Origin of the sequence: Halomonas sp. H5 (assembly GCF_050613175.1) — a bacterium.
In the GTDB taxonomy this organism is placed as follows: Bacteria; Pseudomonadota; Gammaproteobacteria; order Pseudomonadales; family Halomonadaceae; genus Bisbaumannia; species Bisbaumannia salifodinae.
Map to the genome: position 1 here is coordinate 3,122,179 of NZ_CP192510.1, position 26,307 is coordinate 3,148,485.

The 26,307-nt window shown below is 65.2% G+C and carries 23 protein-coding genes, 1 pseudogene and 2 riboswitches; of the genes and pseudogenes, 8 read left to right on the forward strand and 16 right to left on the reverse strand.

What is annotated here, in order from left to right:
• Positions 1-17: 17 nt before the first annotated feature.
• From tssE to ACQ1W9_RS14460, 12 genes are all read right to left on the reverse strand, one after another.
• The gene (gene tssE, locus ACQ1W9_RS14405; RefSeq protein WP_431023989.1) at positions 18-767 is read right to left on the reverse strand and encodes a type VI secretion system baseplate subunit TssE; all 750 of its coding nucleotides are present in this window, start codon (positions 765-767) and stop codon (positions 18-20) included.
• 87 nt (positions 768-854) lie between these two features.
• Complete coding sequence (locus tag ACQ1W9_RS14410) at positions 855-1,340, reverse strand: Hcp family type VI secretion system effector (RefSeq protein WP_431023990.1); 486 nt, start codon at positions 1,338-1,340, stop codon at positions 855-857.
• A gap of 103 nt (positions 1,341-1,443) precedes the next feature.
• Positions 1,444-2,943: a type VI secretion system contractile sheath large subunit gene (gene tssC / locus ACQ1W9_RS14415; protein ID WP_431023991.1), complete on the reverse strand. Its 1,500-nt coding sequence runs from the start codon at positions 2,941-2,943 to the stop codon at positions 1,444-1,446.
• A gap of 3 nt (positions 2,944-2,946) precedes the next feature.
• Positions 2,947-3,465, reverse strand: coding sequence for a type VI secretion system contractile sheath small subunit (tssB, locus tag ACQ1W9_RS14420; protein WP_431023992.1), 519 nt, complete (start codon positions 3,463-3,465; stop codon positions 2,947-2,949).
• A gap of 86 nt (positions 3,466-3,551) precedes the next feature.
• Positions 3,552-4,592, reverse strand: a complete 1,041-nt coding sequence (gene tssA / locus ACQ1W9_RS14425) for a type VI secretion system protein TssA (RefSeq protein WP_431023993.1) — start codon at positions 4,590-4,592, stop codon at positions 3,552-3,554.
• A gap of 250 nt (positions 4,593-4,842) precedes the next feature.
• On the reverse strand, positions 4,843-6,123 hold the full coding sequence (locus ACQ1W9_RS14430) for a TIGR02270 family protein (protein WP_431023994.1): 1,281 nt from the start codon (positions 6,121-6,123) through the stop codon (positions 4,843-4,845).
• Positions 6,124-6,224: 101 nt separating this feature from the next.
• Entirely contained in the window at positions 6,225-7,166 is a 942-nt protein-coding gene (locus ACQ1W9_RS14435; protein ID WP_431023995.1) for a hypothetical protein, read from the reverse strand.
• 2 nt (positions 7,167-7,168) lie between these two features.
• A complete protein-coding gene (locus ACQ1W9_RS14440; RefSeq protein WP_431023996.1) occupies positions 7,169-8,218 on the reverse strand; it encodes a DUF4150 domain-containing protein in 1,050 nt (349 codons plus the stop codon).
• Complete coding sequence (locus ACQ1W9_RS14445; protein WP_431023997.1) at positions 8,218-9,261, reverse strand: hypothetical protein; 1,044 nt, start codon at positions 9,259-9,261, stop codon at positions 8,218-8,220. The genes ACQ1W9_RS14440 and ACQ1W9_RS14445 overlap by 1 nt, the downstream gene beginning before the upstream one ends.
• On the reverse strand, positions 9,258-10,373 hold the full coding sequence (locus tag ACQ1W9_RS14450; RefSeq protein WP_431023998.1) for a DUF2169 family type VI secretion system accessory protein: 1,116 nt from the start codon (positions 10,371-10,373) through the stop codon (positions 9,258-9,260). Before ACQ1W9_RS14450 ends, ACQ1W9_RS14445 begins: the two co-directional genes overlap by 4 nt.
• Before the next feature lie 13 nt (positions 10,374-10,386).
• Entirely contained in the window at positions 10,387-10,860 is a 474-nt protein-coding gene (locus tag ACQ1W9_RS14455) for a DUF6484 domain-containing protein (RefSeq protein ID WP_431023999.1), read from the reverse strand.
• 28 nt (positions 10,861-10,888) lie between these two features.
• Positions 10,889-13,030, reverse strand: a complete 2,142-nt coding sequence (locus ACQ1W9_RS14460; RefSeq protein ID WP_431024000.1) for a type VI secretion system Vgr family protein — start codon at positions 13,028-13,030, stop codon at positions 10,889-10,891.
• A gap of 243 nt (positions 13,031-13,273) precedes the next feature.
• Between ACQ1W9_RS14460 and ACQ1W9_RS14465 the strand changes: the two genes are divergently transcribed.
• The gene (locus ACQ1W9_RS14465) at positions 13,274-14,812 is read left to right on the forward strand and encodes an autotransporter outer membrane beta-barrel domain-containing protein (RefSeq protein ID WP_431024001.1); all 1,539 of its coding nucleotides are present in this window, start codon (positions 13,274-13,276) and stop codon (positions 14,810-14,812) included.
• Positions 14,813-14,969: 157 nt separating this feature from the next.
• Here the strand turns inward: ACQ1W9_RS14465 and ACQ1W9_RS14470 are convergent, their stop codons facing one another.
• Positions 14,970-15,665, reverse strand: coding sequence for a LysR family transcriptional regulator substrate-binding protein (locus tag ACQ1W9_RS14470; RefSeq protein WP_431024002.1), 696 nt, complete (start codon positions 15,663-15,665; stop codon positions 14,970-14,972).
• Here ACQ1W9_RS14470 and ACQ1W9_RS14475 point away from each other — a divergent pair.
• A pseudogene (locus ACQ1W9_RS14475) lies at positions 15,571-15,972 on the forward strand (VOC family protein); the annotation flags it as partial. The gene ACQ1W9_RS14470 and the pseudogene ACQ1W9_RS14475 overlap by 95 nt on opposite strands.
• An 84-nt stretch (positions 15,973-16,056) precedes the next feature.
• Here ACQ1W9_RS14475 and ACQ1W9_RS14480 read toward each other — a convergent pair.
• The 3 genes from ACQ1W9_RS14480 to ACQ1W9_RS14490 all read right to left on the reverse strand — a co-directional run bounded on the left by ACQ1W9_RS14480 (position 16,057) and on the right by ACQ1W9_RS14490 (position 19,329).
• Positions 16,057-16,830: an enoyl-CoA hydratase-related protein gene (locus ACQ1W9_RS14480; RefSeq protein ID WP_431024003.1), complete on the reverse strand. Its 774-nt coding sequence runs from the start codon at positions 16,828-16,830 to the stop codon at positions 16,057-16,059.
• Positions 16,831-17,007: 177 nt separating this feature from the next.
• Positions 17,008-18,423, reverse strand: a complete 1,416-nt coding sequence (locus ACQ1W9_RS14485) for an MFS transporter (RefSeq protein ID WP_431024004.1) — start codon at positions 18,421-18,423, stop codon at positions 17,008-17,010.
• A gap of 207 nt (positions 18,424-18,630) precedes the next feature.
• Entirely contained in the window at positions 18,631-19,329 is a 699-nt protein-coding gene (locus ACQ1W9_RS14490) for a class I SAM-dependent methyltransferase (RefSeq protein WP_431026453.1), read from the reverse strand.
• An 81-nt stretch (positions 19,330-19,410) separates the two neighbouring features.
• On the opposite strand from ACQ1W9_RS14490, the gene ACQ1W9_RS14495 reads away from it, so the two are divergent.
• The 6 genes from ACQ1W9_RS14495 (at position 19,411) to ACQ1W9_RS14520 (ending at position 26,290) form a co-directional block, all read left to right on the forward strand.
• Positions 19,411-19,791, forward strand: coding sequence for a VOC family protein (locus ACQ1W9_RS14495; protein WP_431024005.1), 381 nt, complete (start codon positions 19,411-19,413; stop codon positions 19,789-19,791).
• Between the two features lie 63 nt (positions 19,792-19,854).
• Positions 19,855-20,229 carry a DUF4870 family protein gene (locus ACQ1W9_RS14500; RefSeq protein ID WP_431024006.1) on the forward strand — a complete coding sequence of 125 codons (375 nt, stop codon included), beginning with the start codon at positions 19,855-19,857 and terminating at the stop codon, positions 20,227-20,229.
• Positions 20,230-20,232: 3 nt separating this feature from the next.
• A complete protein-coding gene (locus tag ACQ1W9_RS14505; protein ID WP_431024007.1) occupies positions 20,233-21,153 on the forward strand; it encodes a lysophospholipid acyltransferase family protein in 921 nt (306 codons plus the stop codon).
• Positions 21,154-21,225: 72 nt separating this feature from the next.
• A riboswitch (TPP riboswitch) is annotated at positions 21,226-21,382 on the forward strand.
• 60 nt (positions 21,383-21,442) lie between these two features.
• Positions 21,443-22,111 carry a thiaminase II gene (gene tenA, locus ACQ1W9_RS14510; protein ID WP_431024008.1) on the forward strand — a complete coding sequence of 223 codons (669 nt, stop codon included), beginning with the start codon at positions 21,443-21,445 and terminating at the stop codon, positions 22,109-22,111.
• Positions 22,112-22,242: 131 nt separating this feature from the next.
• A riboswitch (TPP riboswitch) is annotated at positions 22,243-22,355 on the forward strand.
• Positions 22,356-22,434: 79 nt separating this feature from the next.
• Positions 22,435-24,339, forward strand: a complete 1,905-nt coding sequence (gene thiC / locus ACQ1W9_RS14515; protein WP_431024009.1) for a phosphomethylpyrimidine synthase ThiC — start codon at positions 22,435-22,437, stop codon at positions 24,337-24,339.
• A gap of 130 nt (positions 24,340-24,469) precedes the next feature.
• Positions 24,470-26,290 (forward strand): sugar phosphorylase, encoded by a 1,821-nt coding sequence (locus ACQ1W9_RS14520; RefSeq protein WP_431024010.1) that lies wholly within the window; start codon positions 24,470-24,472, stop codon positions 26,288-26,290.
• Positions 26,291-26,307 lie beyond the last annotated feature (17 nt).

Genomic DNA, 26,307 nt, shown 5'->3' on the forward strand with positions numbered 1-26,307 from the left:
TGGGAGTCGGAGAGTCATCAATGCCCCGCCACCTCTCGCACGGTGACCGTGGCATCACTGAGATCGAGTTCGGTATGCAGGTAGAGCTGCTCCGGTAGCGGCTGCCCCCAGAGTTCGCCCTCGATCAGGAAGGCCAGGGTATTGAGCCGCCCCTCGGCCCCCGGCTCGACGGCCGTCACCAGCACGTGCCGAAGCCGGGGTTCGAAGCGCTCGATGGCGGCACGCAACCGATCCGCCAGCAGAGGGGCATCGGCCCCCGACAGGTGCGTGCCGGCCATTTCCGGCACGCCGTAGTTGAGCACCGAGCGCTCGATGTGCGGATATGCCTCGAGTCCCACCAGGTCCGTTATGCAGCCGGTGTTCAACAACCAGCCCAGATCGCGCAGCACCAGTTGCCGCAGGCGCCGGGAAGAAATCACCCGCTCATCTCGGGACTCGTCGCGATTGGGCACCAGGCGACGCCGCCGGACATCCACCAGCGACGCCAGCGGTGGCGCCTGGGGTCGCGGCCTGAGTTCCAGTACCCGGCGAAAGGGACGAATTTCCGGGCGATTCTGCCAGCACTCGATGCCGTCACTGTCCTCATCCACCACTCGCTCGATGCCGAGGGTGCCGAGCATGTCCCGAATGATGTCACGGGTCAGGCCCGCCTCGTCGAGAGCCTCGTCCCGATAGGCCAGGCCGAGCCGCTCGAGGAAGCGGGCGCGATCCGTCAACCGATCCAGCAGAGACGGTTGCAAGGCTTCCTTGTTCACCAGTTCCGGCATGTTCCCTGCTCCCGACCGGCACCTGAATGACGACGGACCACGGCCCAGCATCGGCCGAGCCGCCAACCGTTACGCGCTCCCCTGTCGTCAAGCCGTCTCGTTCTTGGCGATGTTGTAGCCGAAGTCCACCTCGGCGTCCTTCGTGCCATCGCTCTTCTGTGGGGTATAGATCACCTTGTACTCCGCAAAGTTGAGGGTGATGGACTCCGTCAGCCGCTCCTCTCCCTGGGAGCCGCCGGTCTGCCAGGAGCTGACGAGGACGCTCTTCATCTCGATCACCAGGTACTCGACCGGCTCATCCCCCCCCGCCTTGCGCACGGTCAGCGTGGCCGACGGGACATGCTTGCCGACGGTCACCGCCTGTACGATCGCGGTCGATGCCTTGTCCACGTACTTGACGATGCTAACGTCCTGAACACTGACCTTGCCGGCGCCGCCGCCTTTCGAGATATGCATGGTGCCGGAGTTGCTCGCCCCCCAACTCCAGGACAACACATCGATCTCGTCTCCATGCTTACTATCGACGGACTCGCCATCGATGCCCTCCAGCTTCAGAAACATGTCTACAGCCATGACGTCTTACTCCCCTTCACCCTTCCCATAGCATCGCCGGTGCTGGACGCATCCGGTCCGCCGGCCCCATAGTCCTGCTCTCCTCCGTTACCCCTTTCTTCCCTTACCCTTTGGCGGACGGTAACTTCGAGACCAGTCGCAGCGAGACACTCAGCCCTTCCAGCTGATAGTGCGGCCGGAGATGAAAGGTCGAGGTGTAGTAACCGGGATTGGCCTCGTCCTCCATGACCTTTACTTCGGCCGCCGCCAAGGGCTTGCGTGCCTTCGTCTCTTCGGTGGCATTGGCCGGATCGCCGGTGACGTATCTCATGATCCAGCCTTGCAGAAACTTCTGCATGTCCTCGCGCTCCTTGAAGGAGCCCACCTTGTCGCGAACGATACACTTCAGGTAATGCGCGAAACGTGTCGTGGCGAACAGATACGGCAGCCGGGCCCCCAGTTGGGCGTTGGCCGTGGCGTCCGGATCGTCATATTCCGCCGGCTTGTGCAGGCTCTGGGCACCGATGAAGGCCGCCACATCGGTATTCTTGCGATGGATCAACGGCATCATGCCACTCTTGGCCAGCTCGGCCTCACGGCGATCGCTGATAGCGATCTCGGTGGGGCATTTCATGTCGACGCCGCCGTCGTCGCTCGGGAAGGTATGCACCGGCAACCCTTCCACGGCACCGCCAGACTCGACGCCACGAATCCGCGTGCACCACCCATACATCTTGAACGAGCGATTGATGTTCACCCCCATGGCATAGGCGGAATTGGCCCAGGTGTACTTGCTCGCATCCGATCCGGCGGTATCTTCCTCGAAGTCGAACTCCTCTACCGGCTCGGTGGCGGCGCCGTAGGGCAGCCGGGACAGGAAGCGCGGCATCGCCAGGGCCAGGTACCGGGAGTCCTCCGATTCCCTGAGCGATCGCCAGCCGGCATATTCGGGGGTGGAGAAGATCTTCGTCAGATCGCGGGGGTTGGTCAGCTCCTGCCAGGAATCCATCTGCAGCAAGCCGGGATCGGAGCCTGCAATAAAGGGGGCGTGGGTGGCCGCGGCGATCTGTGCCATGCCGGACAGCAGCTCCACGTCCTGGGGCCCATGGTCGAAGTGGTAATCGCCGAGGATACAGCCCACCGGCTCGCCACCGAGCTGGCCGTACTCCTCCTCGTAGATCTTCTTGAAGATCGGGCTCTGGTCCCAGGCGGTGCCCTTGTACTTGCGTAGAGTCTTGTGCAGCTCCTTCTTGCTGATCGGCATGAAGCGGATCTTCAGCATCTCGTCGGTTTCGGTGTTGTTGACGAGATGGTGCAAGCCCCGCCACGCGCCTTCCAGCGCCTGGAACTTCTCGTGGTGGAGCACCTCGTTGACCTGGTCGGTGAGCTTCTCGTCGATCTCCGCGATAATGGCATTGATGGTGCTGATGGCATCATCGGAGATCACCGTGGTCTCTCGCAGCGCCTGCTCCGCCAGGGTCTTGACCGCCGTTTCCACCTCCTCACGCGCACGGTCGGACTTGGGTCGGAACTCCTTCTGCAACAGCTGACTGAAGTCGTCCGCCGTAAGCTCTTCCGCCTCGGGTTGGCTCTGGGGAGCCTTGTCGGTGTCTGTCTCGGCCATGACTTAGCCCTCGCTCTGCGTTTCTTCGTCGCCCTTCGGCGTCGCACCCAGGGTCTCGAGCAGCCCTTGATCGTTCAGGACCTTGGCGATCAGCTCCTCGGCACCGGATTTCCCATCCATGTAGGTCACCAGATTCGCCAACTGCTGCCGGGCTTCCAGCAGTTGCCGCAGGGGCTCGATCTTGCGCGCCACCGCCGCCGGCGAGAAGTCGTCCATGCTCTCGAGTTCCAGCTCGACCGCCAGGTTGCCTTCACCGGTGAGCCGGTTCGGCGCCGCAAACTGGAGGCTGGGGCGAAGCGCCTTCATGCGCTGGTCGAAGTTGTCTACGTCGATCTCCATCAACTTGCGGCCATCGACCGGAGGCAGTTGCTCCTGGCTGTCGCCGACCAGGTCGGCCAGCACCGCCATCACGAACGGCAACTGCACTACCTTCTCGGCCCCATACAGCTCCGTGTCGTACTCGATCTGCACCCGCGGTGCCCGGTTCCGGGCGATGAATTTCTGGGAACTGGGCTTGGCCATGATTGCGTACTCCCTTTAGTCCTGTGGTTCACGGTGCTGGGTTCAGGTGACGCCTCCGACATCTGCGCGCCGCCGGGGAGGCGTCGTCACTCGCTATAGCCATCGCCCCGCAGCTTCTCTCCCTGGGCCACGGCATCGGGCGCTACATCTCGAAGGATAGACAGAAAGTCCATGTCCACCAGCCGCTTCGCCCGCTCCATCAGCAGGGGCACCGGACTCGATGGCTCGTGGTTGCGGAAGTAACGGGAGATGCGGTCCATGGCGGCCACGGCATCCTGCCGACTACGGATATCTCCTGCCATGGCCGGTTGCACCGGAGCGGTGTCGCCCGTCTGACTGTTTGGTGGGCTAGCCGGCGCCCGGTTGCCTGGCTGGCTTTCCGCTACCTCACCGGCCTCACTACCGGCGGCTGGCGCGGTCCCCTCGGGCAGATAGGTTCGCAGCGTCACGCCAACCCGCTGCAGCTGTTCCTTCAAACGGGATAGGTCCGGGGCCTGCTCGGGCCCGCAGTGCTCTCGAAACAGGCTCTCGATGGCCACCAGCTCGTCCACGGCTCGAACGATCGCCGCCACCAAGGCCTGCGATGTCTCCTGGCCGGCGGCCTGGAACACGGCCTGGATCACCCCCACCTGGGGCAGTTCCCCCTCATACCCCTGAGGCGCCTCGACCTTGCCCTCGGCGATCTCGATATCCTGCAGGCTGAATCGGCCAACGGCACGATCCTCCACCAGGGGCAAGTGGCGCAGCGGTTTCAGGACCCGGTGAAAGTTGGTGAGGTTGTACAGCGCACTGGAACGCTCCATGGTATCGCCGTCTTCGTCCAACGGCGGAAACAGCGGCTCCCAGTACTGTTCCAGCTGGCCACGGAGCAGTTGCAGCCCATCGGCGAAGCCCGGTATCCCATCGGTGTGAAGCAGCGCGGCCGTCAGATAGACGGCCGGGCGAAGGTCGTGGCTCTTATTCAGCGCCGCGAGGCTGGCTAGCCGTAGCTCCTCCCACTCTGGCTCTTCGTCGGGCGCCCCCCACTTGGCCAGCATGTCCAACGCGAGTATCTCGCCCGCGGCATCCAGATCCACCCCCGCTGGAGACTCCTCGCTATGCGGCTCGAGCAACTCTTGCACATCCATGCAAAAGGATCCCCATTTGAAGTGTTCGCGGTATGCCCCGATGTATCGCGGGTGATACCGCCTTCCCCGCTGCAAAAAGGCATCGTCTCCCCCTTGGGAGTGCTAGGTGCTAGATGCCTTGATCCCGCCCTATGAGGTATAGCAGCTGTCCCGGGGCCACGCGAAACCGTGACGAAAAAAACGTCACGCCGGAGATACAACCAGCCGACTGAAAAATCAGTGCTATTTCGTCAGTCAGCCAAGGACCGCCTCAGGCGCCCTGGATAGGCAACCCGAGCCACTGTTGCTGGGCGCTTCCCCGGGCCCGCGTCTCGAACAGTGGCTCACCGGGGCTCAGCAGCTTGCGCTCCAGCGCCGCCGCCACGCGCTGGCGCTGCATGCCATGGCTCAACACCCATTGCAGGTGCTCCGGCGTCAAGGGACGACCGAGCAGATAACGCTGTCCCGACCGAAACGCCGCCTGGTGGCGGGTCCACCAGGCGGCGATGAGCGCCGCCTCCGGCCAGGACAGATCCTCGTCCGCGTCCAACGCCACGTTGTCGTCTTCGGGATACTCCGTGGGGCCGGCCTCGAACCCCTCGGGCCACTCCCCTTCCAGGTCCTCATCGGCCAGGCCAGCCCCGGTGATCAGGGTGAAGGATTCGCCAGCGACGCGGGCGATCTCCAGTATCCCCATCTGCTCCAGCAGCCAGGGGATATTGACCGGATCGCCGAGAATGCCGCAGGCCACCACCGCGTGGCGTAGCGTCTGCGGCTGCCGGGCGAAGTGCCCCACCCACTGCTGCCCCTCGCTGGATGAAAGCGCCCGCAGCGCCACCCTGAGGGCGGGTGCCGCGAACCGGGGGTGATCCGCATCGACGAATGCCAGGGCCTGCCGAGGCGCCGCACCGCGATCTCCGAGCAGGGTTGCCGCCCAGGCGGCGGAGAAGCGCACTACCTCGTCGTCGCTGTTCAGTTGTGCCTGTAGCGCCGGCAGCAGATCCGCTCGCCCCAGAGAACCGGCCACCCGCAGAGCGGTGGCACGCAGCATGAGGGACTCCGCCTGCAGTGACTCCAGCAGCACGGGACCGGGGTCCATCCGCTGCGTGGCCGCCGCCGCCAGCCCCAGCCGCCGCCAGAAGGAAGATTCCGCCGCCAGCAGATCCCTGACCTCGCCGCGCCACCAGGCGCGATCGACCCAACCGAACGCCGACACCAGCCCGCGCTGCGTCTCGGGGGCCGCACCGACCACCTCGTAGACACGCCGGATCCGCGCCGAGTCTCCACTCTCCAGGGCCAGCACCGCGGCGGCGAAGACCTCACCAGGTTCTTCATGGGCAAGCTGCTCGACACATAGCTCCCACCCCGTCGGTCCCGCGACCCGCAAGCCGTCGATGTGCGCCTCGACCCGACCATCGAGGTGAGCGAGGTCTTTCAGATCGTAGTGAGGGGCGCGGACCGCGGCGTCACGCAAGATCCAGAGAAAGGCGGCTTCTTCGGCGTGTTGGGTGACGATGGAAGGCGTAGGCACAACAACCAATTTATTCTCCAAGGTAATTCCATCTGAATCTATGAAAAAATGACGATACACTACTTCGCCTACTTGATGGATCGGGCTTGTGCCTCCTTTACCGCCTCAGCCGTCTCGACAGTCTATGGTACGGGGTCGAGAATGACCGACCACGACTTGCCGTCGTACATGGTTGCTTCGTCATCACCCGCCACGACGAGTACCCCATCCCCAGCGGCCAGGTGGGCCCGGGAGTTCATCTTTGGTTTCTTCGGCTCGAAGACCTTCAGCTCGTCGCCGTCGAGGTAGTAGAGTTCCGGAATCGTAGAGACAATGACCTTGCCGTTGAAATCGACGATCGCTTCTAGGATATCGTCGCTCACGTCCTGTTCAATGAGCTCCCACGTAGCATCTCGCCCGCGAAGAATCCCGTTGGTCCCTGTCGTAATGTACACGAGTCCATCCTCGGCGCAGCAGATGTTCTGCAGGTCGGCGTTCGTCGGCACATCCACATTCATCCAGACATTCCCGTCGTAGTGCCACAGGTCGCCGCGACCTCCACAAGCATAAATATCCTTATCGTCAAAGCCGTCGATATCGCGAAACCCCGCATTCCTAAGGTCCGTATTGGAACCTTGTGGAAACAGCCCCGCGTCCAGTTGGGTCCAGCCTCCGGCGTTGCGCCGGACATAGACCTTCCGCCGTGGCCCAACAGCGTAAGCCCACCCATTACGTACAGATTTGACGTTAGAGAAGTACATGTCAGGCTTTCTGTCTATTGGCTTCTCGTAGTCATTGTCTCCCTTTCCAACAACATAGACCTCCCCATCGTCCATCAGGAAGACCCACCGTTCCGCCGGTGATGTTACGGCGCAACCATGTATACCGGCTGCATGCCCGACGCTGACCACGGCCCACTGCCGCTCCTTCGACTTCTTTGGGTAGTAGAAAAAGACTGCCGTATGGCGTTGCTCGAGTGGATCACTATCCGGCCACTTCTGAGCAGTGAAACCGATGATCGAACTGCTTCTCACGAGGCAGTCGTCGAAGGTAAACCCATTGAGATAAGCGTATCGATCTTTCATTGCTAGTCCAAATCCCCATCTGTATAGCGATCAAAATTCTTTCGAGTTATCCCATCCTTCTGACGCACCTTAATCTCACTACCGGTCTTGGATTTCTTGAGTGATGCTTCGATCTGTGCATCCGTACATGCCTTGCTACATTGCGGGAACGTCTCATTATGAGCCTCGACAACTTTTTCTTTAGCCGTGTCGTAATCCAGATGCTCGCCGGCCTCCAAGATCCCGCGCAGCTTTTCCTTCGACTTGTCATGCAGCTTTCCGTGGTCACCAGAGCTACCGCTTCCCTTGACGCAGACACAGGCACCTTTATTTACAGTATACGCATTATCCCCGGCCTTCTTTAGTCCAACGACATTCGTACTGCTATCGCCGCGCTTCCCCTGCAGAAGAGAGTTAGGAAGCAAGTGATGCCCTGTCACACCGGGGCAACAATTTGGCGAGCCTGAGCCGCCGTATGGGACAAGCATACAATTGCGCGCCTTTTTGCAATCTTCATCGTCACAACATTCTTCGGCGCTCTTGTATTGGGTTTCATCGCCACGAGATGTCCCGTCTTTTGAACACGCTTCTTCTTCCTCCTTCTTGTCTTCCTTGCAATCCTTCTTTTGGGCCAACGTCATAGAGTCAATGTAGCACCAGGGAGGGGAATTTCCCGGTGTTGATGCGTGATTATGCGTGGTCATGTCCAGATGTCGAACAACGTTCTCCCCCTCGAACTTCACATCCATCGACCAGGCCGTGAAATATACCTTCCCACGATTCTTGCTCGTCACTACGCCTTTCTTGGTGGCACTTCCTGCCTCGTCACCGGTGCTTTTCTTGAAATAGGACTTGTTCTTGAGCATCACCTCCTTCCTGGAGATCTTGACGCTCTTGCTGCCGCTGGTCGCATCCTTCGCCATGCCGGTATTGGGATATGGCACCGGCACACCGGGCGGGGTGGTCGGGTTTTCCGGGGGTGTCATGCAGACATCGGGAAAGGCGGCAATGGCTTTTCCGTCGGCAGCCTTGCAGGAGATCTCACGGCCATTGGCGAAGACATCGTTGGCCATCAGGAAGCCCTCACCGGCTGGTAGCTCAGGATGGCGGCGGCGCGGCGGCCATCATCGTTGCCGAAGTGGGCGAGCACATGGTTGCCCGGAGAGTAGGCCTGGGTGACGGCGGCGCGGGTGACGCCAAGCATCACGCCGCCGATGGCAGCACCCACCTCGCCGATGCAGTCTGCGGGATGCCAGATGTCGTATTCCGCCTTGCGCTCCCGCAACAAGCGGCCCAACGCCAGGGCGGCTTCCTTGAAGCCATACTGCTCGCCGGAGACGTCGGTGATGCGGAAGTCCGTGGCCGCCAGGGTGGTCCCCACCTCGGCCAGGGCGCCGCGGATCGCCGCCACCAGGCCATCCGCCCTCAGGGGCCGATCCTCGGCCTCCACGTGTGCCGGCTCGGTGCCGAAGCCCAGGCCCATGCACAGCAGCTGCGGTGCCTCGCTGGGGCGCGCCAGCTCGACGACGAGGGCTGCGGCCGCTTCGCCGGGAATAAAGCCGTTGGAATTCTGGCTGGTCAGCAGCCGGTCGCGGGCCTCATAGGCGGCGAGGGTCGGTGCCATCAGTAGGCCATCGCCCCCCGCCACGATGACCCGGTCGACGGCTCGGGTGGCGAGCAGTTCGCGGGCTCGCCACAGCCCCACCGCCACCGCGATGCGTCCGCCGGCGATGACCCGTGACTGAGGATGGAAACGCAGGCCGAGCTCCGCTTCCACCTCGGGAATCAGGGCATCGTCGAGTCCCTCGAGGCGACCGGGACGAGACGTCTCGGCGATCCCCAACAGCAGAGGCGTCGCCGCCGGGTCCAGCTCCGGCACGCCATCCAGGCACTCCTGCAGGGCCATGGCCAGCATCTTCACCAGCTTGACTCGGCCCCGCCACGGCTGCTCCAGGGGAACTTCGCAGCCCAGGATCCACTCGCCGCCGGCATCCATGAAGCGGGTCTCCTGGAAATTGTCGATGGCGCAACGAATGGCGGCGCAGGCGGCCGGGGCCGTCAACCCCACGCCGGTGACCATGCCCGTGCCCAGGATCGCCAGTGCCGGTGCGCTCATGGCCCTTCTCCCATCTCGCCGGAGCGCTTGGCGCGGACCACGGAGGCCAGCGAGGCGTGGTACTCCTTGCCCAGCTCACGGGCGCGCCACCAGCCACGGGACATGCGTCCCGCCAGCACCTGGGGAATCTCGAAGAGGTTCCGGCGCAACGGGAGGCTGGCACGCCAGCTCAGGGTGAACAGGCCGGCATCCGGCAGCAGCACGATGGTGTCGATCACCGCATGGGTCTCGTGACGCTCGCCTCTCTTGCGGAAGAAGACCACCGGAACCTCCACCTCGGGCAACCGGAAGGCAATGCGCCCCTCGGGCGTCAGGTTGAGCAACTGAACGGGCTCGCCGCCGCTCGGATAGGGAATCTGCTGATCCGCCGGGGCGGCCTGGTAGTGGGCATCCTGGAAGTCTTCCGGCAGGAAGGGAAACACCTCGTCCAGCCAGTGCTGGTCGTAGGTGCCGGCATAGCCGAGCCGCGGTTGCCAGCCACGCCCCAGCGGGCCAAAAGCCATGGGGCGATAGTCCCGGTTGGGCATCTTGACGGGGTGATCCGTTTCCTCGGTGTTGGGCATGGGGGTGCCGTCGATAAGCGCCGCCTTGAGCTTGCGGTGATAGCCCTTGCCCACGGGATTGGCCAGGTACGCCGCGTGCTTGCTGGCATCCGGATGGCAGTCATCGATGCCACCGAAGGCCCGATCATAGGTGATGGCCATGCGGGTGAAGGGCCGGGGTGGCCCCGGGCTGATGGCGATGAGGCCGGCCTGCCAGGTGCGCTCACCGACCACCTGGAGATGCTTGGTCATGCCCGCCACCTGCAGCCCCACCGGTACATGCGCCGCCGGGCGCCCCTCCGGGGCATGGGCACTGCCGTGCAGCAGCACATCGCAGCGGGGTTTCCAGGGGACGTAGTCGGTCTCGAATATCGGCGCCGAGGCCCCCGGCTCCCCGGTGAAGGTATCCGCCGTGACCAGGGGCAGCTGATCCTCGGCCAGCCGCGGCGCCTCGTCGCGGTGCGGAAACTCGAAGGTCCCCTTGATGACCACCACCAGATGCTCCCGGCCGCTGGGCTCCATGCCCAGCGTGTAGCCGGCCTGCATCCCGGTGGCATTGATCAGCTCCATGGCACGCTACCCGTCAGTTGATCTGCACCGAGCCACCCTTGACGCGGTTCACTCCCGAGGACCGGCTCAGCAGATAGGCTCCGCGAAGCAGGATCTTGCCGGCCCGGGTCAGGGTGATGCTGGCGCGCCCGCAGCGCAGCACGATCTCCTGGTCCGCCCGCAGCTCCAGGCGCTTGCCATCGCTCTCGGCGATCACCCCACCTCGCGCAGGTGCCCCAGCGGGGCGGTGCATACGTCCCAGGACCAGTGGATACGCCGGGTCACCATTCTCGAACATCAAGGCCAGTTCCCGGCCAATATCCTCGGCTCCGAGGTCGGTGGTGCTGCGGGCAGGCGTTCCGACGTCGCTGTCATTGCCGGGGTAGGTCACCAGGGGGTATCCGCTGTCATCGAAGCCGACGAGGAGGCCAATGACGACGCCATCGATTCGCTCCTTGCATGTCGGGGTATGCTGCCGCGGAACGATTTCCGCGAGATCGTCGGCCATGATGAGTCTCCTTGCCGGTGTTTCCCGATCAGTTCTGCAGTACCTTCTTGCCCTTGATCACCACGTCCTTGCCGGCCTTGATGTTGATGCCGCCGGAGCCCTTGATGGTGATGTCCTTGCCTTCGATGGTGACGGAGCCATCCTTCTTCAGGGTAATGCTGGACTTGCCGGAGCGGATGACGACCTGGTCGCCGGCCTCGATGGTCAAGCCCTTGCCGACGCTGAGGGAATCGTCGTCACCTACCGTACTGGAGCGGCTGCCGCCGACCCTCTCATCACGATTGAGTGCCACCGCCTCACTCAGGCTGGCGCCCACCGCCGTACTCTGCAGCCCGCCGACGATCACCGAACGGAGGCCCCCGACGTTCGTCTCCTGGGCCCCCCCCACGTTGACCATGTCGTTGATACCCACGGACTGGGTACGGGTCATGGTAATGTTGAGCACATCGTTGCCGCTGATCGTATGCGTGCGATTCTGGGCGATGCTGACGGCTTCATTCCCCCCCACGGTCTCGGTGCGGTTCACGCCGATCTGGATCGTTTCATTGCTGCCCACGGTCTCGCTGCGATTATTGCCGATGCTGGTCTGCTCGTCGTTGCCCACGGAGCGGGTGCGATCATGGCCCACGGCATGCTGTTCGTCGTTCTCGACGACGGTGTCCTGATCCTTCTGGGCATGGACATGCAGCAGTTCCTCGCCCGCCGTATCGTTCATCGAGATCTCGTTGTAGCCCCCACCACCCGGCGTGGAGTTCGACTTGACTCCGCCGACCATGGCATTGTCGGGCAGGCCAAACGGCGGCATGCAGTCGGCGTTGTAGACCCGGCCGACGATGATCGGCCGGTCGGGATCCCCTTCCAGAAAGGCGACGATGACCTCCTGGCCGATGCGTGGCACGAACATCGCTCCCCAGCCACTCCCGGCCCAGGCCTGGGAGACGCGTACCCAGCAGGAGCTGTTCTCGTCCTTGGCCCCCTGCCGATCCCAGTGGAACTGGCATTTGACCCGGCCATACTGGTCGGTCCAGATCTCCTCGCCCGACTTGCCCACCACGATGGCCGTCTGCAACCCTTGTACCACCGGGCGTGGAGTCACGCGTGCCGGCCGGAAACAGACACCACTGTCGATGGCAGTAAAGGTGCAACGAAAGGAGGCTTCCTCGGCCTCGGCGGTGGCCTCGTATTCCGCGGCGCGGGCGTCGACACTGCTGCCGGTGACCAGGTACTCGCGGTTCTGGTCCTCACGGGGATACCCCTTCAGCGCGAACAGCCCTCCACAGATGATTGCCCGCAGGTTGCCCATGGCCTTGACGCACTCGAACTGCGCCTGGCTCTCGTCGCTGCGAACGGCCGCCCGGTGGCTGCCCAAGGGGGAAGACTGGATAAACCGGCCCGGGTAGTCGTAGGCCTCGTAACTACCTGCCTGGTGCTCCTGGGGGCGGGACTCCTTCGCTTCCGGCGGATTGCGTGGGTTCTCGAAGTCGAAATCGCGCAGGGCGAAGAGCTCGGTCTGAATCTGCTGCCCCAACCACCAGTCCCAGACATGGTCCTGGGCCCGGCCCCTTTCCGATCCCGGCGACAGGAAGTCCACTTCGTCGCATTCCGGAATGCGTTCATGGGAAACGGGGGCATCCGACAACACCAGGACATGCTTGCCCTCGGAGTGGCGGAAGAAGTAATAGATGCCTTCCTCTTCCATCAGGCGACTCAGGAAGTCGAAGTCGCTCTCGCGGTACTGAACGCAGTATTCCCGGGACTCGTAGTCCTGGGACAGGGCATCTTCGTAATCCGACTGGCCGTGTTCCGAGAACAGCGCCTGGATAATTTCCGGAACGCTCTGATTCTGAAAGATGCGGCAATCCCGCGTCAGGCTGAAATACCAGAACCAGGGGCGCAGCCGTGCGTGGTAGAGCGCATACCTGCCACGCCGCCCGACCTGGGAAAAGCCCACCACACAACCATCGAAATAGCGCTCGCCCTCTTCCAGCTCGATACACAGGGTAAGCTTGCCGCCAAGCACGTCGGGAAAGGCAATATCCTCGGAGGTTGCCAGGAGTTCCACCGTGAAATCGAATAGCCGGCCGAGCTCCTCTTCCCCCGAGAAACGCAGGATGCGGAAGTCATTGGAGTAGTGGCCGGTGAGCCGGAGATGCTGCTGCTCACTCATCATTCCCTGCCTTTCCCGTGCGAGCCGAGGTGCCGAATCCGCTTGACTGGCAGTCTAGTCGAGCCCCGAGCAATATGCATGGCCGCCTGCGAGCGCCGGTTGCAGGGCCCAGAAGCCGTGACTAGTCTCAAATCGGATAAGTCATAAGAATCGATCGCTTGCCGGGTGGCGTCGCCTGCAAGGGGCGGACGGTGGACAAGCCGACTCGAACCGGAGTGCCTTAGCAAGGGGAAGGGAGGGAACGCCGTGGTCCAGTCAAATACCCCGAAGGACGGAAGCAAGCCAGTTGTCGGCAACCATTCCGAACGCCATCTGCCCTTTCACCTTGTTGTAGCCGGTACCGGTGCCCTGGCCATTCTCCTCTTTAGTCTGGCCCTGCCTCCCAGCGCTCAGGGACAAGAACAGGAAGAGGAGCCCACCCAGGAAGAGGAGCCCACCCAGGAAGAGGAGCCTACCCAGGAAGAGGAGCCTACCCAGGAAGAGGAGCCTACCCAGGATGAGGAGCCTACCCAGGAAGAGGAGCCCACCCAGGACGATCTGACGGCACGCCAGCAGGAGGTCGCACGCACCGTGCAGAACGCCTGCCAAGCCGTGCGCCAGATTCCGGAGGGAGAGCGGACGTCCCGACAGGATGACCTTATCGACGTCTGTGAAGCGGCGGCGGCAGACCCGAATGCCGGTACCAACTACTATGATGGCCTGGCTCCCGATGAAGTGGCCGCGCAGGGCCGCGTCAGCATGCAGACCCTGCGCCAACAAATGGATAACGTCTCCAGTCGCATGAGCGAATTACGTGCCGGCGTCAGCGGCGTGAGTACCCGCGGCCTCAGCCTCTCCATGCAGGACGGCCAGGCCCCGCCCTCCCTATACAGCAACCTGCTCGGCGGTGGCGCCAGCAGCGATAGCGATATTCTGGCGTTCAGCCAATGGGGGTTCTTCGTCAATGGCATGGTGACACAAAGCCGCCGTGACACCACCAGTGGGGAACCGGGGTTCCGCCGCCGCGGCTATGGCCTCACTGCCGGCGCAGACTATCGTCTCACCCCAGACGCCGTCGTCGGCGCCGCCATCGGCCTGACTCGCACCGACACGGATCTGCACGACAATGCTGGGGGCGTCGATGTAGACGGTTATAGCCTGTCCCTGTATGGCACCCGCTTCCTGGGCGATGCGTTCTATGTCGAGGGTATCGCCACTCTGGGACGCAACCGCTATGACACGGTGCGTACCGTCTTCAGTGAGCCGATCGGTAACCAGAGCGCCCTGGCCCGGCCCAAGGGCAACGAGTATGGCCTGGGGCTGAATGCCGGTTACGACCGCTCCAACGGCCCCTGGACGACCAGTTACCAGGCTAGCTTCGACCATCTCCGAACGGAAATCGACGCCTACACCGAACGCCCCAGCCATCCCGACAACCTGGGAGCGGGTGCATTACTCCATATCGACGGCCAGACCATCGAGTCAACGACGGCGGAAGCCGCCGTCCAGCTTGCCTATGCCTCCAGCCAGTCCTGGGGCGTCATGCACTACAGCGGTCGCCTCGGCCTCGAGCATGAGTTCAGCGACCGCAGCCGCCTGATTCACGCCCAGTTCCAGGAAGATCCCACCAACACGACCTTCTCGCTACGCACCGACTCCCCGGATCGTACCTACCTGAACCTGGGGGTCGGGCTCACGGCCCAGATGGCACAGGGGCGCGCCGCCTATGTTTTCCTCGAGAGCGTCGAAGGCCGGAGTGGCTACAGCCACTACCAGATCGACGTGGGAGTCCGGATGGAGTTCTGAATCGGCTTGGCGCTCGGCCAACACAGTCAGCGAGCAGACCACCACCTGTCTGCTCGCTCCCTGCGACAACGTCCTGGAGTTCAAGGCCCTCGAGGACAGAGGCCAGGCTGTTCACCATGTGAGACGAGCGGCCCCAACCTTCCTGGCCCCGACAGTATCACTGCGGCTCAACGGCCGGGGAGATCCTCGCACGCAGATGATCCACGGCCCGTCGCGCCCGGCTCGACAGCGGCCATTCGGCGCGGTGGATCAACCACAGGGTATCCACCACTGGCTCCCCGCCCGCCACCACCCGGATCACCTCCTGCCGAGCGAAGGCCTGGCGGGCATAACGCGGGATCACGGTGAAGCCCAGGCCCCGAGCCACCGGCTCGAGGAGCAGGCCGATCTGATTGCTGAAGCCGCGCAATGGCAGGTGGCGAATGCCGGGATGCCCGGGAAAGCGTCGGCTCAGCAGCCGGGTGGCCATGGCCTGACCATCCGGATGGTCGATAAAGCCCAGGCGCTCGAGGTCGGCCCAGGCCTCTCCCCCGTCCCCGGCCGGCACCACCAGCTCCAGCGGCTCCTCGGCGAACAGGCTGGCAGCCAACCGCGGGTCGTCGGGGCGCAGCGTCACCAGGCCCAGTTCGTAGCGATTGTGCAGTACGCCGTCGAGCACCTCGCTGTCGGAAGCGAAGCGATGGCGAACCACCAGCCCCGGGCTGGCCCGTTGCAGGTCGAGGAGTTCGAGATAGAGGGCAAGGCCGATGCTGCCGGGGCTGATCAGGCCGCCCACCACCCTCAACGAAGACGACTCGGCCATCAGCGTGATGTGCACCGATGTTTTCGGGGCCGGCTGGGGCTCCTTCCGCATCGCCCACCTCTCCACCGGCGACCGCATCGGCGTGGAGATCTTCGAGTTCGCCAACGCCCAGCGCCCGGATAACAACTTCGAGTACTGGAAGAGCGGCGTCTTCCATTTCTGTGTCCAGGACCCGGACGTGGAGGGCCTGGCCGAGAAGATCGTCGCCGCCGGCGGCAAGCAGCGCATGCCGGTACGCCAGTACTTCCCCGGCGAGAAGCCCTACCGCATGGTCTATATGGAGGATCCCTTCGGCAATATCCTGGAGATCTACAGCCACAGCTACGAGCTGACCTACTCGGCCGGCGCCTACGCCTGAACCACTCGCGAGCCCCGCTCTCGAAAAACACGACGGCCAGGGTCCCGGGACCCTGGCCGTCGTCATCTGTCGCCGACTCGGGAGTTAGAAGTTGGGCTTGCGCTTGTCGACGAAGGCGCTCATGCCCTCGCACTGCTCGTCACCGGCGAAGCACAACGCGAAGAGGCTGGTCTCCAGGGCCAGGGCGCTCTCCAGGTCCTGATCCATGCCGTCGTGAATGGCCTGCTTGGCGGCGCGCACCGCGGCCGGGCCATTGCCGCCCAGCTGCTTCGTCAGTTCCTCCACATAGGCCGGCAGCTCGCTCTGGGCCATGACCCGGTTGACCAGGCCGATGCGCAGCGCCTCGGCGGCATCGACCTTGCGCCCGGTGGTACACAGGTCGAGCGCCATGGACGGACCGACCCGACGCGGCAGGCGCTGGGTGCCGCCGAAGCCGGGGATCACCCCCAAGAGCACCTCGGGCTGGCCGAAGATGGCGTTGTCGCTGGCCACCGCCCAGTCGCAGGCCAGGGCCAGCTCGCAGCCGCCGCCCAGGCAGAAGCCGTTGACCAGGGCCACCGTGGGCACCGGCAGGGCCTCCAGGCGCTTGAAGGTGGCCAGCGCCTGACGCGCGAAGCGCCGCGCCTCCTCCGGGGTCTTGTCGCGCATCTCGGCGATATCGGCGCCGGCCACGAAGGCCTTCTCGCCGGCCCCGGTGATCAGCACCGCGCGCAGGCCCTCGCGGGCCTGGAGCTCGCCCAGCAGACGATCCAGCTCGGTCAAGACGGCGCTATTGAGGGCATTGAGGGCCTTGGGGCGGTTGATGGTCAGGGTGACGATGCCCGCCTGGTCGACGACTTCGATCAGTTGCTCGCTCATGGTGGCTCCTGGGACGGTGATGTCTTGTTGTCGATACCTGCCGACCAACCCTAGCGAACGCTTGGTTGGTCGGCAATCCCCCCTTTGTCGAGACGGCCCGCTGTCTATCGAGAACGGCCCCTGGCCTCCATGCAAAACGCCCGAGATCCTGGGTCTCGGGCGCCGTGGGCTTGTGGCTTAGCCGATGGAAGAGGGGCGGGCCTCGTCGGGGACCGGGCCGTCCCGGGGCGTGCCCGCCTCGGCCTCCGTATCGAAGTATTCGATATGGTCGTCCTCCTCCCGGGGCGGGCCGACCAGGGGCTCGGCCACGTCCACGTCGGGCACCACCTCGGAGAGGTCCTCCACATGCTCGTGCTCCAGGGCGCCCTGTACCAGCTCCTCGGTGATGCTGAGCTCGGCCCCCACCACCGACTGGGGCGTGGTGGCCACGAAGGGCGCCACCGGCAGCGGCGCCGGGCGCACGCGGCGACGCCAGGAGAAGAAGAGCACCAGGAAGACGCCCAGGCCACCCAGCGACCAGAACAGGCCGCCGTCGCCCAGCGCCGTCATCACCGGGGTGATCAGCGGCGGGCTCAGGGTCGAGCCGATGGCATTGATCAGCAGCAGGCCCTGGCTCATGCGCACCAGGGCGCCGGCGGGGGCCCGGTCGGCGGCGTGACTGACCGCCACCGGGTAGAGGGCGAAGACGCCGCCACCGAGGAAGAACAGCAGCCCGGCCAGGATCCAGGGCTCGCCGGGCAGCACCAGAATGCCCAGGGAGATCAGCGCGCAGCAGGCGCCGATCAGGATCAGCACCTGCTGGCGGTCGTGGCGATCGGAGCAGCGGCCGATGGGGTACTGGAGCAGCATGGCGCCGAGGATCATCACCGCCATCATCTGCCCCACCCGGTCGACGCCGAGGCCACTGCGCTGCAGGTAGAGGGGCAGCAGGGTGTAGACCGCGGCCACCGCCAGGCCGGAGCCAAAACTGCCCATCACCCCGGTGGGGGTGATGGTGATCAGGCGGTGGGGCGGCAGCGGCTCGGCATGCTCGATCAGCGGCGAGACCCGAGGAATCATCGCCATGGGCAGCACCGACAGGGAGGCCAGCAGGCCGATCACCACGAAAGGCACCATCTCGCCGGCGGCGTCGGTGACGCCCAACAGCAGTTGGCCGATCACCCCGGCGGCATAGAGGGCAATCATATAGAGTGCCAGCAGGCGTCCACGCACCTTGGGGTCGGCGGCGGCCAGCAGCCAGCTCTCGATCACCAGGAAGACCCCCACCGTGGCCCAGCCGCCGATCAAGCGCAGCACGAACCAGGCGTAGGGGTCGAGCCACAGGGACTGCAGCAGCACGGTGACCGCCACCAGGGAGGCGAAGCCGCCGTAGGCGCGAATATGGCCGATGCGCAGCAGCAGGCGGTCATTGAACAGGGCGCCCAGGGCCAGGCCGATAAAGTAGGCCGACGACACCCAGCCGATGACCAGCGCCGAATAGCCGGCGCCATCCAGGCGCAGGGTAATCAGGGTCGACAGGAAGCCATTGCCGATGCCGAGGATAAAGAGCCCCAGCAAGGGCGCCAGCGCCATGGCCAACAACTGCCGCGACATAAGCGAAGCCTCGCAACGAGAAAGCGAACCAGGGAGATAGAATAGGAGGTGCGCGGCCATGCTGGAACGGCCTGGCCAGAAAATCGCGTGGCGACTATACGCCCAGGATACCGGAACGCCAAGCCATTTTCGCCGATTTTCGGCGGATTTTTACTTCAATAACGCGATGTTATCGAACCAGCCACCAAACCTCGCCGGCGCCTTCGCTTACGCCTCGAGGTCGGGCTTCTGCAGCAGCACCACATCGGCGGCGGGGAATTCCACGCGCATGCCGAGGTGCCTCGCGAGCCAGTGGAAGGTCGCCTCGCTGAAGAAGCAGACATGGGTGGGGTCGAGGATATAGTGCCAGCCGACGAAGGCCTCCTTCGAGGTCACCCGTTTGGTCATCAGCCCCAGCCAGCCACCGGGCCTCAGTCGACTCGCCAGGCGCTCGAGCTCATGGCCCGGGGCGAAGAGATGCTCCACCACCTCGGTAGCGGTAATAAAGTCGTAGCGCCGCTCCAGCACCTCGGGATGCGGCGCATAGAAGGGATCGTAGATGGCCATGGGGTGCCCCGCCTCCTCGAACATCACCGAGAGGGTCGGGCCGGGGCCGGCGCCGAAATCGAGGCCCTGGGCGCCGGGGGCGAGCCGCGCCTGCAAGGGGATAAAGAGCCGCCCCAGGAAGCGCCGGTAGCCCGGATCCAGAGGCGAGTTCTCGTGCTGGTCATAGACCGTCCGCTCCGCCTCGGAGGGAAGGTGGCTCGCCGCGGGCACATGCACCAGGGCGCAGCGCGGGCAGCGATAATAGTCGCGATGGGCATCCCGGTGGAAATGCACGGCCCCGTCGGCACCACACAGCGGACAGGAGTCAGGCGAGGTGCGGGGAGGCGAACCGGCGTCGGGAGAGGACAGGGAGGGCTTCATCATCGTATGCTTTTGGTCAACGGCGGCGCCAAGGCTACCCGCTTTGGCGCCCGCTGACACCCCCTCAGGAGTCATTACCCCATGCTTGCCGCCCTCGATCATCTGTTGATTCCGGTTTCCGACCTGCCCCGCGCCGTGGATTTCTACAGTCGCGTGCTGGGTCTGGAGGTGCGCTATCGGGACACCGGTCGGGTCGACCTGCTGCTGGATGGCCTGGCCCTGCGGCTGCTCGACCCGGCCCGGGTCGAGGCTCCCCAGGCCACCTATCCGACGCCGGGCAGCCAGGCGCTGTGTCTGCGCAGCCGCCTGCCCCTGGACGAAGTGCAGCGCCATCTGGAGGTGCTGGGCGTGCCCCTGGAACAGGGCCCGGTGCCGGGCCTGGGCGCCTCGGGCCCCGTCGAGGCGCTCTATCTGCGCGACCCGGAGGGTAACCTGCTGGAGATCTGCCGCCCCGCCACCTGATGGCAATGGCTCGCCGGCCGGGTATCATGGGCGGCCGATGTGTCTTCCCAAGGATGATGAGTGATGAACGACCCGCACAACGACGACACCCTGGTGGCCGAGCAGAGCCAGGCCCCGGACACCACCATGGCCATGGTGGTCTATGCCCTCTTCCTGGCCAGTTTCGTGGTCGGCTTCACCGGCATCGTCGGCCTGGTGATCGCCTATATCTACCGCGGCAAGGGCCCCCAGTGGCTCGACGAGCACTACCGCTATCAGATCCGCACCTTCTGGATCGGCGTGGTCTATGGCCTGATCTGCCTGGTATTGGCGCTGATCGGCATCGGCTTCCTGCTGATGCTGGTCCTGGCGGTGTGGATGATCATCCGCTGCGTCAAGGGCTTCAAGGGGCTCCAGGAGAAGCGCGCCCCGCTCAATGTGGACACCTGGCTGATCTAGGTCATGAGTGAGGCCAAGCATCGATACCAGGCCCGGGCCATCGCCACCCTATGGCGCCGCCTGGCCGGTCGGCGACTGACCACCCTGTGGCGCCTGGCGCGCATCGCCGGCCCCCTGGTGCACCGCTTCAGCCGTCGCGAGCGGGAGGTCACCGAGATCAACCTGGGCGAGGTCTACCCCGGCCGGGACGGCGCGTCGCGGCGCCGCCTGGCCCGGGCCAGCCTGACCCACTCCACCGCCACCATGCTGGAGCTGGGCTTCGCCTGGATGGCGCCCCCCGAGCGGGTGGAGGCGTCGATCCTCGCCGTGCATGGCCGCGAGTTGCTCGACGAGGCCCGCGCCTCCGGCCAGGGGGTGATCGTGCTGGCCCCCCACTTCGGCAACTGGGAGGTGCTCAACTTCTGGCTCTCCGGGCACTTCCCCTTCACCGCCATGTACGAGCCCCCCAAGATCCCCGACCTGGACCCGGTGATCCGCGGGGGCCGCGAGCGCATGGGGGCGAGCCTGGTGCCCACCAACCCGCGCGGCGTGGCGGCCCTGCTCAAGGCCCTCAAGCGCGGCGAGGCGGTAGGCATCCTCCCCGACCAGGAGCCGGACTGGGGCAGCGGCGTCTTCGCCCCCTTCTACGGGCGCCCGGCCTATACCGCCACCCTGCTGCCCAAGCTGGTGGCGCGTACCCGGGCCCAAGTGGTCACCGGGGTGGCCCTCCGACGCCCCGGGCGCGGCTTCGAGATCCACTTCCTGGCCGCCGACGAGCGCGTCCATGACCCGGACGAGGCGATCTCCGCCGCCGGCGTCAACGCCAGCGTGGAGGCCGCCATCGCCCTGGAGCCGGCCCAGTACCAGTGGGAGTACAAGCGCTATCGCAAGGTGATCGAGGAGCAGCAGGGGCATCCCGACCACCCCTCCTTTCGCCTCTACTAGCCCATTTTGAAAAATGGAAAATATTTCCACAAAACCGCCTGGTAACTCTCTGCCAAGCTGCTAGACTAGGCCCAACGCTTGACGGGGTGCCGGTAGACCGGCTGAGATGGCGCGGGTGGGCGGACCACAGGGTTGCCACCGAGCGTCGATCCCGTAGAACCTGATCCGGGTGAATGGTGCGCTGCGGCGCCCATATGAACCGGCGTAGGGAATCAGGCGGGCCCTCGCCTATCCGGCTACTGCCCTCCCCCCCTTTCGCCCCACTCCGGATCCCACCACCGGAGGTTGCATGGGCTACGCTTTCGACGATCTCAAGGGTGCCTGCCATCACGACTGGCGCGCCTATATCGAGCACGACTTCGTGCGCCAGCTGGGCGCCGGCACCCTGGAGACCGGGGCCTTCCGCCACTACCTGAAGCAGGACTACCTGTTCCTGATCCACTTCTCCCGGGCCTATGCCCTGGCCGCCTACAAGAGCCGGACGCTTTCCGACCTGCGCCATGCCCATGCCGGCCTCAAGACCATCCTCGACGTGGAGCTGCAGCTGCATATCGACTTCTGCCGCGACTGGGGCATCGACGAGGCGGTGCTCGCCGCCCTGCCGGAGGCCAAGGCGACCCTGGCCTATACCCGCTATGTACTGGATACCGGCAACCGCGGTGACCTCCTCGACCTGCATGTGGCCCTGGCCCCCTGCCTGGTGGGCTATGGCGAGATCGCCCAGTGGCTGGCCGCCCAGTCCTTCACGGTGCGCGGCCCCGCCAACCCCTATGACGCCTGGGTCGCCATGTACGCCGGCGACGACTTCCAGGCCGCCATGCGCGACGAGATCGCCTGGCTGAATGGGCGCCTGGCGGAGGTCACGCCGCGGCGCTTCGAGGAACTGGCCACGGTATTCCGCGATGCCACGCGGCTCGAGATCGACTTCTGGCAGATGGGCCTGGATCGCGCGGACTAAGCGATTTTCCCAGGTGATAGTCGAGTTGATCCGGCGCTCGACTCACCCGAGCCGAGCCTAGAGAGAGTATCGCGTGTCGTTCCTGGTCAGGACGGCGCGCTTGACCGCGATACCCCGGTATCGCCCGACCACCACGCTTGACGGGGTGCCGTTGATGACGGCTGAGATCATGCAGCGCTCGAGCATGGATCCCGTTGAACCTGAACTGGCTAGGACCAGCGTAGGGATCAAGCGACACGCCGCCGGGCCACCCCTGCCCGGCCGCCCCTGTCCTCCCCAGCTGTCCTCCCTGACAAGACCCCGACAACCCTAGGGAGAACACCATGAGCAAGACCGCCCATTTCCTCGCCGAGACCGCCCGGGTCGACGCGGCCGCCGTCCAGCCGCTGCCCGGCTCGCGCAAGGTCTACGTCGAAGGCTCGCGCCCGGATATCCGCGTGCCCTTCCGCGAGATCAGCCTCTCGCCCACCAGGACCTCCGGCGCCGATGAGGAGAACCCGCCGCTGCTGGTCTACGATACTTCCGGCCCCTATACCGACCCGCAGGCCCAAATCGACCTGCGCCAGGGTCTCCCCGAGCTGCGCCGCGCCTGGATCGAGGAACGCGGCGACACCGAGTTCCTCGATGGGCCGACCAGCGAGTACGGGCAGCGTCGCGCCAATGACCCGACCCTGGCCCAGCTGCGCTTCGACCTGACCCGCACCCCGCGCCGCGCACTCCCTACAAAAGATGGCCGGGCAGGAAACGTCACCCAGCTCCACTACGCCCGCCAGGGCATCATCACCCCGGAGATGGAGTTTATCGCCCTGCGCGAGAACCAGCGCCGCCAGGCGCTGGGCACGGCGGAGGTGGAACGGATCCTCGGCCACCAGCACCCGGGCCAGGGCCATGGCGCGCGGCTGCCCGAGGAGATCACCCCGGAATTCGTGCGTGCCGAGGTCGCGGCAGGCAGAGCGATCATCCCCAACAATATCAATCACCCGGAGTCCGAGCCGATGATCATCGGCCGCAACTTCCTGGTGAAGATCAACGGCAACCTGGGCAACTCGGCGGTGACCTCCTCCATCGAGGAGGAGGTCGACAAGATGACCTGGGGCATCCGTTGGGGCGCCGACACCATCATGGACCTCTCCACCGGGCAGAACATCCACGAGACCCGCGAGTGGATCATCCGCAACGCCCCGGTGCCGATCGGCACCGTGCCGATCTACCAGGCCCTGGAGAAGGTCAAGGGCGTGGCCGAGGATCTCACCTGGGAGGTGTTCCGCGACACCCTGATCGAGCAGGCCGAGCAGGGCGTGGACTACTTCACCATCCACGCCGGCGTACTGCTGCGCTATGTGCCGCTGACCGCCAAGCGGGTCACCGGCATCGTCTCCCGCGGCGGCTCGATCATGGCCAAGTGGTGCCTCTACCATCACCGGGAGAGCTTCCTCTACACCCACTTCGAGGAAATCTGCGAGATCTGCAAGCGCTACGATGTCGCCTTCTCGCTGGGTGACGGCCTGCGCCCCGGCTCGGTGGCCGACGCCAACGACGAGGCGCAGATGGCCGAGCTCGAGACCCTCGGCGAGCTGACCCATATCGCCTGGAAGCACGACGTCCAGGTGATGATCGAGGGCCCCGGCCATGTGCCCATGCACCTCGTGAAAGAGAACATGGATAAGCAGCTCGAGTACTGCGACGAGGCGCCCTTCTACACCCTGGGGCCGCTGGTCACCGATATCGCCCCCGGCTATGACCACATCACCTCCGGCATCGGCGCGGCGATGATCGGCTGGTACGGCTGCGCCATGCTCTGCTACGTGACCCCCAAGGAACACCTGGGCCTGCCCAACAAGGACGACGTCAAGACCGGCATCATCACCTACAAGATCGCCGCCCACGCCGCCGACCTGGCCAAGGGCCACCCGGCCGCCCAGCGTCGCGACAACGCCCTGTCCAAGGCGCGCTTCGAGTTCCGCTGGGAGGACCAGTTCAACCTCGGCCTCGACCCGGACACCGCGCGCGAGTACCACGACGAGACCCTGCCCAAGGACTCCGCCAAGGTGGCCCACTTCTGCTCCATGTGCGGGCCCAAGTTCTGCTCCATGAAGATCAGCCAGGAGGTGCGCGACTACGCCAGCGAGCATGGCCTCGACGGCGACCAGGAAGCCGTCATGAAAGGCATGGAGGAACAAGCGGAGAAGTTCCGCAACAAGGGCAGCGAGCTCTACCAGGAGGTGTGACGCCTCCACCATCCACCTGACACGATCACGCCGGCCCCAGGGCCGGCGTGATGACTCCGGGTCTGTCATCCCCGTCCCCTGGCACGCCCCCTGCATACTCAGGGAAAGCGGACAGCACGGTGGTCAGCCCATGGAATCCCCTGCCTTTACCCCTTCCCTCACCACGCCCCTCGACCTCGAGGCCTTCCGCGAGCGGGCACACCGGCATCTGGCCGTCCTCTATGGCCCGCGCGCCGACGAGGTCCACCGGCGCCTGTTGACCCTGCTGGCGCATCGCCCCCCGGCGATGCACCGCCGTGAGGCGGGATCGCCGCTATGGAGCGAGCGTGACCAGTGGCTGATCGCCTATGGCGACAGCCTGCTGGACGACGACCGACCGCCCCTGGCGGTGCTGGATGAGTTCCTGGAAACGCGGCTGGATAATGCCTTCAGCGGGGTGCATGTGCTGCCCTTCTTCCCCTGGAGCAGCGACGACGGCTTCTCGGTGATCCACTATCGGGAGGTGGCCCCCCAGTTGGGGGACTGGTCGCATATTCGCCAGTTGGCCGCGACGCATGACCTGGCGGTGGACCTGGTGCTCAACCACGTCTCCCGGGAGTCACTGTGGTTCGTCGACTACCTGACCGGCAGCCAGCCGGGGCGCGACTACTTTATCGAGATGGATCCCGACAACGACCTCTCGGCGGTGGTACGCCCTCGCAGCACGCCACTGCTGGTGCCGGTGGCCACCCGCCGCGGCACCCGCCACCTCTGGGCGACCTTCTCCGAGGACCAGATCGACCTGAACTTCGCCAACCCCGACGTGCTGCTGGAATTTATCGGCATCCTGCTCTTCTATCTCGCGCAGGGCGCACGGATCGTGCGTCTCGACGCCATCGCCTACCTGTGGAAGGAAGTCGGCAGCCCCTGCATCCATCTGCCCCAGACCCATGAGGTGGTGCGCCTGCTGCGTGCCGTGGTCGACCATGTGGCGCCCGGCACCCTGCTGCTCACCGAGACCAATGTGCCCCACCGGGAGAACCTCAGCTACCTGGGCCTTGAACGGCTTTCAGCCGGGGGACTGGAGCGGCTGGCCGAGGGGGACGAGCCCGACGAGTCCCATCTGGTCTACCAGTTCACCCTGCCGCCGCTGCTGCTGCACACCCTGACCGGCGGCGATGCCACCACCCTGGCCAACTGGCTCGAGAGCCTGCCCGAGCTGCCGCCGGGCTGCGGCTACCTGAACTTCACCGCCAGCCACGATGGCATCGGCGTGCGCCCCCTGGAGGGCTGGCTGCCGCCCCACGAGATCGAGGCGCTGCTGGAACTGATGCACCGCTTCGGCGGCTTCGTCAGCATGCGTCGCCAACCCGATGGCCGCGACAGCCCCTACGAGATCAATATCACCTGGTTCGATGCCATGAAGGGCACCCGGCGCGGCGCCGATCCCTGGCAGATGGAGCGCTTCCTGTGCAGCCAGCACCTGATGCTGGCCCTGCGGGGCATCCCGGCCCTCTACCTGCACTGCCTGACCGGCACCCTCAACGACCTGGAGGGGGTCGAGCGCAGCGGCCGGCTGCGCTCCATCAACCGCCGCCGCTGGCGACTCGACGAGCTCGAGGAGCTGCTCGACAGCCGCAACACCCCGACCCGCGGGGTCTTCCTGGCGCTCAAGCGCCGCCTGGCGGTGCGACGCCGGGAACCCTGCTTTCACCCGGACGCCCCCCAGCGGGTACTGCCCGCCCCGCCACAGCTGCTGGTGCTCCAGCGCGGTCCCTTGGCCGACGGACGCCGCCTGCTGGCGATCCATAACGTCACCGACAAGCGCCAGCCGCTGGCCCTGGCGGCGCTGGCGGAAGGCGACTGGTACGACCTGCTGGAGGAGGCGCCCTGGGCGCCGATGGAGAGCCTGGCGCCCTACCGCAGCCTATGGCTGGCGAAGAAGCCGTACCCGGCTTCGCCGGGAGCTTGAAGCTGGAAGAGCGGCGC